A 7,291-nucleotide genomic window follows, 5' to 3' on the forward strand; every position below is an offset into this window, starting at 1 on the left:
AATATACTGTTAATAAGAAATAGCACTAAAATCTTTTTGGGCCTGTTGAAGCTGAGGCATCCACAAGTTTCCGTATCGATCTTTGTCTCCGAATGCCGCTGCGGCCAGCTCAGATAGGTCTTCACCAGCAGCACCGCTCCAGAAGTGAATGAACTCCCCGAAATTCAAATCTCTAATATATTTTCTTCCGTTAGGAATACTAGTAGTAGGAAAATGTTCAGAAAGCAATTTAAAGAAATTGTTGAGCACCGTAACGCCGCCATAACGATCATAGATAGGGAAGAACCAGTCGCGATACCAGTAGGTGTTGGCTCGAGGGAAGTCTTCTTTGATGGTCATCATTCTGTTGTGCCAGCTTGCGGCCTTCTCGGTCCATCCCAAGCCTTTATATACATCATATTGATAGATTTCCATCCATTTGCTGTCGCCCCAGATGGAAAAGGCAGGTGAATTTAAGGTGTTATAGGATACACTTTCGACGATATGACCTATTTCGTGGGCTGTAATGTCAAGGGGCTCACCAATACTATCCTCGCCATTTGTTGCGTGCCAACCTACGTCGATGACATTGAAGTATTCGTGTTTATTGCTGAGGTAGTATCCGGGATGTCCGCCTCCATAGGTGCCACCATGCAAAACTACGCGCAGGCGTGGGTCGGGACCGAATCCACCATAGTGCTTCCACGAATAATTCCATATTTGTGTCAATATTCTTCGAGGCCATGTCACCGTGGGATCCATATCATCATCATGGTAGATGACAATGGAGTCGTTGTAATATTGTCTTGTCAGAAGCAGCTCATGTTCATGCCACTTTTCTCTCCATAGACGAGGAGGGGCATTAGGATCTTCTTCTACTATGGTTTCTTCTTCATGCTCAATAATAGTTTCCTTTGCCTCTTTGCAGGCAAGGCAAAGAAGCAAAGGAATAATTATTACACATAAGCGATGGATGTTGTTTTTGGACATAACTATTAGATTGAAGTGAATATTAATAGTACTGAATTAAACGCCATTCAGTCTGTTGGAATAGGTTAGAACCATTGTTGGATACGATGACAACTCTATAATGTGTATAGGCTGTATTATTGTCCAACTCGAATCTCTTTGTTTGGTTGCGGTTCTCAAAGAAATATTCGGTCTGACTATCCAGCACGGTCCAGCTATTGCCATCATTGGAAGCTTCAAAGCGCCATGTCTTAGGATCACGCTCAGGAGCGTCATTGCCCGAAGTCATGGTATAGGCTCCGATGACCTGAGGGGTGTTATACTTCACTTGGAACCACATGCCTGACGTGTAGTTTTGGGTCAGGTATTTCGTGCCGTAGTTGTTATCTACCAACTTAAGAGAACCTTCAGCATGGTTAGGACCTCCATTGTTTTCATGACTTACCGAGAATACCCCTAAATTGGTAATGTCGCGTTCTCGGCGTATGAGTGAATCAATACGAAAATAAGCGGTGCTTAACTCAGCGTGTATGGTTGCAGAACCAGCAGATACGAGTTTGATAGGTAGCATATATGCTTTCCCTATTTGAAGGGCTTTGGCGGTGACCATGACCTTTAGCGGTTCGCTATCTACGTTTCCTGCCTTTATTACAGACTCTAAGCCTGATAACGTATAGGCATTCTGCGGAAAAGGGATAAAGTTTGTTCCATTCTCCTGATTGTATGCGGAGATAAGACTTTCGTCAACGGCAAATTTTACGGTAATATCACTGTCAGGATATTTAAGTCCTCCGTAGGATGCCCCAAAGTTAATATCCTGAATAGTATCGATGTCGAATAGTCTGAGATGAGACTTACTTTCTGTGGCTTGTGACATGTAGATAACACCTTCGTTGTCTACTGTATATTCTACATCTTTGATACAAGAGCTGTAGAATAGGGTGCTACATACGATAGCAACATAACCTAGTCGTGCAGAACAGTATTTTATTTTTGATAAAAGTTTCATTTTCTGAAGTTTATTGTTACCAACCTGGATTTTGAACCATTAAGTCATTTTTTAGAATCTCGTTGTTCGGAATAGGGAATAGGTAGTCTCTAGGTTTGAAGACACGAGTTTCTATTAACGTCTTTTCGTAGAAAGCGTTGCCGTCGGCAAACATATTCATGCCATATATTTCTCCGGCAAATTCTGTCGCTGCAGTTTTCCATCGACGGCAGTCAAAATAGCGTACACTTTCGAAGGCGAGCTCCACCTGTCTTTCACGTCGTATGGCGTTGCGCATAGCCGACTGGTTGGCAGGAGGGGGGATCTGTCCCGCGCCATTGCCATAGGTCGGTATTCCTGCTCGCTCGCGGATAAGGTTTAGATAGGTTAGTATTTCGGGGTTTGTCGGATCATATTCATTCAATGCTTCGGCATAATCCAGAAATATATGGGCTAGTCGTAGCTGTACGGAACCTCTGTTATTGCTGTTAGAGGCTACGTTCTTACGTACGATATAACCTGTTGGCGAAACGTCCGACGTACTCTGACGACGCCCCGAGTTGCCGGACAGCTCCATGACGGTAATAACTTCACTGGAGTTTGAGCCTTGATTCAGCCAGTAGCTTCTATTATAAGTAATGCCGACATAGAAGCGGGCTTCTCTATTTGTCCAAGGCTTGAAGGTACTACGCGCTCTGACATCGTAAGGAGCCTGGAAGTCTGCAAAACCTGAGGATTCATAACCTGATGCAGGATCTGTGATGGGAAGGCCGTTAGCCATATAGTAGGCATCCACCATTTTTTGAGTGGCGCCCAAGGCTCCTCCTCCCTGCACATCTGTAGTGTATCCCACATGTTTAGGAGTCATATCGTACTGCACGTAGTTTGTCGCGTTAGTGCGTGCAAAGATCCATTCTTCATTCCACTCTCTCAGCATGACGTTACGAGTAGACAGATAAGCTTTCATAAACGGATCGGCATGATTTTCAGTATAGAGTCTGTAAGTGGTAGGTACGAATTCGTTGATGAATTCTTTTGCAGCATCTGCAGCTAGCTTCCACTTGTTGGCGTCATAAGTTTGACTGATAAGCTGTTTGCCATCTTTATTTTTAAGGTTTGCATAGTCCGTATTACCGTTGAAAAGAGGACTTGCAGCCAGCTGTAAAGTTTGCTGTTTGAAAGCTTTTACTATACCTTTTGTCATACGGCCATATTCATTATTTACGGGATTTGTCGGAAGGTCTACGTATGCTTGATCCAGTTCTGATACGATAAATTCTACACATTCGTCGAAGCTACTGCGAGGCAGTAACACTTCGGACAGAGGAGCATCCACAGGGATAACTTGTGTTACTAAAGGTACCGGACCATAGATGCGGATAAGGTAGTAATAATATATTGCTCTTAAGGCGCGAGCTTCCGCTTTATAGCGAGATTTTAAGGCGTCATTTACTTCTGCCGGATTGGCGCCGTCAATTTTATCTATAAAATCTGTTGCGTTACGTATGGATTTGTAAAAGTTGTCGTAGAATGTTGATACGCTGCCGTCTGTAGTCGCCCAAGTGCTTTTATTCATGTTGTTGGCGTAGTTGAAGTCCCAATTGTATTTGGCTTCATCCGAGGCGGCTGTCCACGGTCCGGCAAATTGGTTTCCTACGAAACGTTGTGACATCTCGTTCGGAAGGTTTGAGTAGATCTGGGTGAGATAGTTGTCCACATAGTTTTTGGACTGAAAGATGTCGTCTACGGTCAAGACGTCATCGGGAATCTGATCTAGGAATCCTGCACATGAGGTGAATAACATACCTCCTGCCGCTAGTATTGCTAATATTTTCGTTTTCATGTTGTATTCTTTAATGTTACTGATGATGAAAAATGATCGTTAGAAGTTAGCCTGAATACCTAAGGAAATGGTTCTTGTATTAGGATAAGAAGAGCCATTGCTGGTATTCAATTCTGGATCCCATAGTTTGAATTTACTCCAGTAGAAGAGGTTTACTCCCTGCACATACAGACGAGCATTTTTCACTCCCCATGATTTCATTTTTTCGGCTGGTAGATAGTAACCGAAATCCAATGTTTTGAGACGGATGAAATCAAGATCTTTAATCCACCATGTTGAGGCCACTGCGTTGTTAGTATTTACGGAATTTCCATAGCCTAAACGCGGATAGAACACGTCGTTGGAAGGATTATCTTCCGTCCAGCGGGATTCGGCGATAGCAAACAGGTTGCTTCGTTCTGGGCCTGTACTGTTGTTGAAAGGAATGATACCATCTCCTGAGAGTCTATCTTCCGCTCCTTGGATGCCTTGGAAGAAAGCACCCAAATAAAACTTCTTGTAATTTACATTGAAACCGAAGCCATACACGAGGTTTGGCACGTCGCCGTTGCTGATTTTTGTTTGGTCATATGTGTTGATAACTCCATCTCCGTTCAGGTCTTTATAGCGAATATCTCCCACACGTTGAGCTCCCAAGGCTGACTGATCAGCGTGTACGTCGATCTCGGCCTGACTTTGGAACAATCCGTCGGCCACATACCCGTAAGACGCCAAGTAGTTGCGGCCACGACGTTCTAAGTAAGGGAACTGCTGACGAGGGTTGTCGTTCTCAATAACCTGATCTTTATTGTAGGAGAATGTTCCATTGAATGACCATACGGTCTGCCCAACCTGAAGGTTTTCCAACGATACGGTACCATCAAATCCTTGATTTCTGATCACCCCCAAGTTGCCATAAGGTTGATTTTGGAGCCCAAGGTAATTAGGTAAGCTTCCGCGTTGTAGGAACACTCCTTTGCGGTTTTCTTTGAACCAGTCTACCGTAACGTTTAATTTGCCTTGGAGGGTGGTGAACTCCAATCCTATATCGTGTTTATGCGATTCTGCCCAGGTAACGTCATATCCGTAATCTGAGATTGCTACACCTCCGTAATTAACGTTGCTAGTGCCATTCCAGAATGAATATCCGTTGGCGCCGGTAGTTACGATGGTCAGGAATCCAAATCTTCGTCCTCCACCGCCAGAACCGGTGATACCGTTAGAGTAGCGTAGTTTCACCATTTGGAAGACATCTTTAGCAGACTCAAAGAATTTTTCATTTGACAAAATCCATCCCACACCAAAGGAAGGGAAAAAGCCGAATCGTCTGCTAGGAACAAAGTTTTCTGAACCATCGTACGCAAAGTTGAACTCTGCAGCATAACGGTCATCGAATAAGTAGTTTGCCCTACCTACGACACGCTGCGTGCGAAACGGAAGCGACGAGGTGAGGTCGCCGGCAAAGGCTGCCACATAATCTGTCTGTGTATAGAGCAACAGTGCATTGATATTATGTTTGTCAAGTTGTCGGTTATAGTTGGCACCGCCTTCGAAATAGAACTGTCTGTTTCCGTTGTTGCTGCGGCTGTAACCTAGGTTTTCCGAGCCATTAGCCATGATTACTAAGTTCAGAGAGCCGTCATCATTGTACGGATTGGCCCGGTCTATAGAGTATGTTGTCCTGCTTCTAGTACGCGAGATGTTGTGTGCGTTGTAGGTATCGAAGGAGAACATTCCATAGGCCGACAGTCCTGGTGTGATGCCGTTGAGATCCTGTGTGATTTTGGCGCTTGAATTCAGCTGGCTGGAGAAATTATTTTGATATCCGGTTTGTGTTACCAAGGCGTAAGGGTTAGGTTGTGCGTCCGACGATTGGTTTACGGCAGGAACCAAGTTGCCAGGATACATCAACGGATATAATACGGGGTTGGTCTGCATAACTCTGGCAAAGGCATCCTGCGGGTTGATACCTGGATAATTAGTATTGATAACGTAACCTAAGATTCCCAAAGAGAACTTGGTAGTTTTCGTCCAGTTCATATCTATGTTGGACGTGAAATTATAACGTCTGAAACGAGTGTCGGCTTTATAACTTTGTAGATTGTCTGTTCTTAGCAAACTGGTTTCATCATAATAGGATATAGCGGAATAATATTGCGTATTTTCGGTACCTCCACGTGCACTGAAGTTTGCCCTTCTGTTATAAGATCCTTTTTTGAAGAGGGCGTCCATCCAGTTTACATTAGGATAGAGGTACGGGTCTGTTCCGTTGAGAGTATTTTGGATATATTCTTCACTGTATTCTGGAGCCAGTCCCGAAGCAATCATAGCTTCATTGCGCAGACGCATATATTGTTCGGCGTTGGTGAGTTCTGGGCGTTTGGTGAAGTCCACCATACCTTGATTGTAATTGAACATGAGAGTAGGTTTTCCCACTCTACCTTTTTTGGTGGTAATAAGTATTACACCATTTGCTCCTTGAGCGCCGTATACCGCTGTTGCGGAAGCATCTTTGAGGATGGTAAGGCTAGCGATATCTTCAGGGTCGAAGGCGTTGAGATCTCTGCCTTGTACTCCATCCACCACGATAAGGGGAGAGGCGCTATTTTGTGAGTTGAAAGTCGCTATACCGCGAATCCATACATCTGCAGCGTTACTTCCTGGAAGTCCCGTACGCTGAACGCCCACAAGACCGGCGATACGTCCGGCAAGAGTAGCACTTAAATTTGCTACCGGCTGTTTAAGTTCTTCGATCTTCACGGAAGATTGAGCGCCCACCATGTTGATCTTACGCTGTTGGCCGTATCCTACCACGACTACCTCATTGAGACTATTGTTCAGCGCTTTAAGGGTGATGGTAAGGTTGATGCTGTTGGTGATGGCTACGGTCTGTTCTTCATAGCCTACGTGGGAGAAGCGTAGGGAGTCACCGCGTTGTGCCATAATTTTAAAAGTTCCCGACTGTTCTGTAGCTGTGGACTGATTGGTTCTCAGGTTAATAACACTCACGGCACTTAAATTCTCGTTAAGTTCGTTTTTAACGGTACCCTGAATTTCTATGTTTTGCTGAGCCGATACAGGAATTGTCCATGCTGCTATGAGCAGGATTATTTGAACAGCCCTGGTCATAAATTTTAACATGTGTAAATTTCTCATCACATAAATAATTGGTTGTTAGTTAAAGTAGTTTGTTGTTTAATACATAACATAAGGTTATTCGATAATTGTAGGAGCCACTGCCCGTTACGAAGATGGTTGTGGTTTATGAACTGCGAGATCTGTCGAAGTTCATCCTCTTAGGAATGGTTTTGTTGCTCATATTCTTAGGTATATTTTTTTGGTTCTTAACAGTTCGGTTTAGCGCCGATGTATAAAGTTAAGAACAGAGCAAAAAGGAAGTTGTTAATCCATTCCTAATGGAATGTTAACAGATTGTTAATAGGAGGGTAAATGGTTGTAAAAGAGGTTGTTTGTGTTTTATTTAGGATTTATATTCAAACTCGAAGAATAAGCCCTACACCATATATGTTCTC

At 43.8% G+C, this 7,291-nt stretch carries 4 protein-coding genes; all 4 read right to left on the bottom strand.

Translation table 11 applies throughout. The features are described 5' to 3' along the window. Positions 1 to 9 precede the first annotated feature (9 nt). From SD31_RS05630 to SD31_RS05645, 4 genes are read right to left on the bottom strand one after another with little or no spacing between them, the layout of a single operon-like run. On the bottom strand, positions 10 to 969 hold the full coding sequence (locus SD31_RS05630; protein WP_039053414.1) for a hypothetical protein: 960 nt from the start codon (positions 967 to 969) through the stop codon (positions 10 to 12). Between the two features lie 22 nt (positions 970 to 991). Further along, positions 992 to 1,957: a BT_3987 domain-containing protein gene (locus SD31_RS15070; RefSeq protein WP_052258694.1), complete on the bottom strand. Its 966-nt coding sequence runs from the start codon at positions 1,955 to 1,957 to the stop codon at positions 992 to 994. A 16-nt stretch (positions 1,958 to 1,973) separates the two neighbouring features. Beyond that, positions 1,974 to 3,779, bottom strand: coding sequence for a RagB/SusD family nutrient uptake outer membrane protein (locus tag SD31_RS05640; RefSeq protein WP_039053415.1), 1,806 nt, complete (start codon positions 3,777 to 3,779; stop codon positions 1,974 to 1,976). 39 nt (positions 3,780 to 3,818) lie between these two features. Beyond that, positions 3,819 to 6,914, bottom strand: a complete 3,096-nt coding sequence (locus tag SD31_RS05645) for a SusC/RagA family TonB-linked outer membrane protein (RefSeq protein WP_231561214.1) — start codon at positions 6,912 to 6,914, stop codon at positions 3,819 to 3,821. Between the last annotated feature and the right edge of the window lie 377 nt (positions 6,915 to 7,291).

It is taken from the genome of Sphingobacterium sp. T2, from assembly GCF_000814685.1.
Taxonomy (GTDB): Bacteria; Bacteroidota; Bacteroidia; order Sphingobacteriales; family Sphingobacteriaceae; genus Sphingobacterium; species Sphingobacterium thermophilum.